At 73.2% G+C, this 1781-nt stretch carries 3 protein-coding genes; 1 reads left to right on the forward strand and 2 read right to left on the reverse strand.

Going from position 1 to position 1781, the window contains the following annotated elements; translation table 11 throughout:
* Positions 1-569 (reverse strand): TetR/AcrR family transcriptional regulator (locus DMH08_RS39380; RefSeq protein WP_148108665.1); only part of this gene is annotated, 569 nt, incomplete at its 3' end.
* 66 nt (positions 570-635) lie between these two features.
* On the opposite strand from DMH08_RS39380, the gene DMH08_RS39385 reads away from it, so the two are divergent.
* Complete coding sequence (locus DMH08_RS39385; protein WP_125621366.1) at positions 636-1130, forward strand: FBP domain-containing protein; 495 nt, start codon at positions 636-638, stop codon at positions 1128-1130.
* A 24-nt stretch (positions 1131-1154) separates the two neighbouring features.
* Here the strand turns inward: DMH08_RS39385 and DMH08_RS39390 are convergent, their stop codons facing one another.
* Complete coding sequence (locus DMH08_RS39390) at positions 1155-1700, reverse strand: TrmH family RNA methyltransferase (RefSeq protein ID WP_125621369.1); 546 nt, start codon at positions 1698-1700, stop codon at positions 1155-1157.
* Positions 1701-1781: the final 81 nt, after the last annotated feature.

Below are 1781 nucleotides of genomic sequence, written 5' to 3' on the forward strand. Positions count from 1 at the left end.
GTCGGCCAGTGGGTGAGGGCGGCGTCGAGGGCGTCGAGGACTTTGTGCCAGGTGGTGTCGGTGTTGCCGGTGTGGTCGAAGCCTCCGGTGGCCTCGAGGATGATGTAGCCGTGGAAGGCGCCGCCGAGGAGGCGGACGGCGGCGGTCTGGTCGTGTTCGGGGATGCCGTAGCCGCGGAGGATGGCGCGGGTGAGTTCGGTGTGGCGGCGGCCCGCGGTGATGACGTCGGGTGTGGCGGTTGCGGGGGCGAAGCGGGCGTTGGCGGCTTCGAAGCGGCCGGGGTGGTCGCGGGCGTAGTCGCGGTAGGCGTCGGCGAAGGCGAGGAGGGCGTCTTTGCCTGCGCGTCCGGCGAGGGCGGCGGCGGCGCGGTCGGCGAGTTCGTTGAGGGCGAGGGCGGTGAGGCGGGCGCGGAGGTCGTCGATGCCTTTGATGTGGGAGTAGAGGCTGGCGGTGGTGACGCCGAAGCGGCGGGCGAGGGCGGTGGCGGTGACGCCGTCGAGTCCGGTTTCGTCGGCGAGGTCGGCGGCGGCGCGGGTCAGGCGTTCGGGGGTCACTCCGGCGCGCGGCATCCGTTACCTCTTCCTAAGGGGATTAAGGTTTTGCATAGTACATGTAGGCGGGGTAGCGTCGCGTCCATGAAACCCCTGACCGAGCATGATGTCCGCAGGTCTTTCGTGAACTGTTCCAAGGGGGAGGCGAAGCGCCTCAACCTGCCGAAGGACTTCGCGGAGCTGCCCTGGGACGATCTGGACTTCCTGGGCTGGCGGGATCCGCGTGCGCCCGAGCGGGCGTGGCTGGTCGCCGAGCGCGGCGGTGTGCCGGTGGGTGTCGCGCTGCGCGCGGTGGAGAGCGGGTCGCGCGGGTTCACCGCGCGCAGCATGTGCTCGCTGTGCATGGCGACGCGCAGCGGCGGCGGGGTGGCGTTGATGACGGCCCGCCGGACGGGTGAGGCGGGCCGGCAGGGCGACTCGGTCGGGCAGTACGTGTGCGCGGACCTGGCCTGTTCGCTGTATGTGCGGGGGCTCAGGAAGACGATCGCCGCCGGGGGGATGGACGCGCTGCCGCAGCGGGAGCGGATCGTCCGTGCCCGCGGCCATCTGGACGCGTTCCTCGACAAGATCACCCGGTAGGCGGCCGGTGCGGGCCGGGGGCGGTCAGCCGGCGGTCCACTCCCGGCGGCGGGCTTCGGCGAGGGCGAGGGCGGCGGCGACCGCGACGTTGAACGATCCGACGCGGCCCACCTGGGGGATGTAGGTGACGGCGTCGCAGGCGGCCAGCAGGGCGGGGGAGCAGCCGTGGTCCTCGCTGCCGACGGCCAGGCACACGTCGCCGTCCAGGGGCGCTTCGTGCAGCGGGACGGCGTCGCCGGTCAGTTCGACCGCGACCAGCCGCAGTCCTTGCGCGCGGACGGCCGCGGCGGCCTCGGCGGCGGTGCCGGCGTGCTCCCATTCCAGGAACCGCTCGGTGCCCAGCGCGGTCTTGGCGACGTTGCGGTGGGTGGGCGGGGTGGCGTTGCCGGCCAGCCAGAGGCGCTCGACGCCGAACGCGGCGGCGCTGCGGATGATCGAGCCCATGTTGAACGGCTGGGTGACCGATTCGGCGAGCAGGCCCAGGCGGGCGTCGGTGCGGCGCCGCCAGTCGCGGTTGAGGCGCTTGACGTCGGTGGGGCGCAGCTGGCGGCGTCCCTGCGGGGTGGTCATCGGGTCGGGCCTTCCACGGGCGGCGAATCGGAGCCGGGTTCGGTGTCGGGTTCGGTGGTGTCGGGTGGGGTGGTGCGGGGG

This window comes from Actinomadura sp. WAC 06369 (genome assembly GCF_003947565.1).
Taxonomy (GTDB): domain Bacteria; phylum Actinomycetota; class Actinomycetes; order Streptosporangiales; family Streptosporangiaceae; genus Spirillospora; species Spirillospora rifamycini.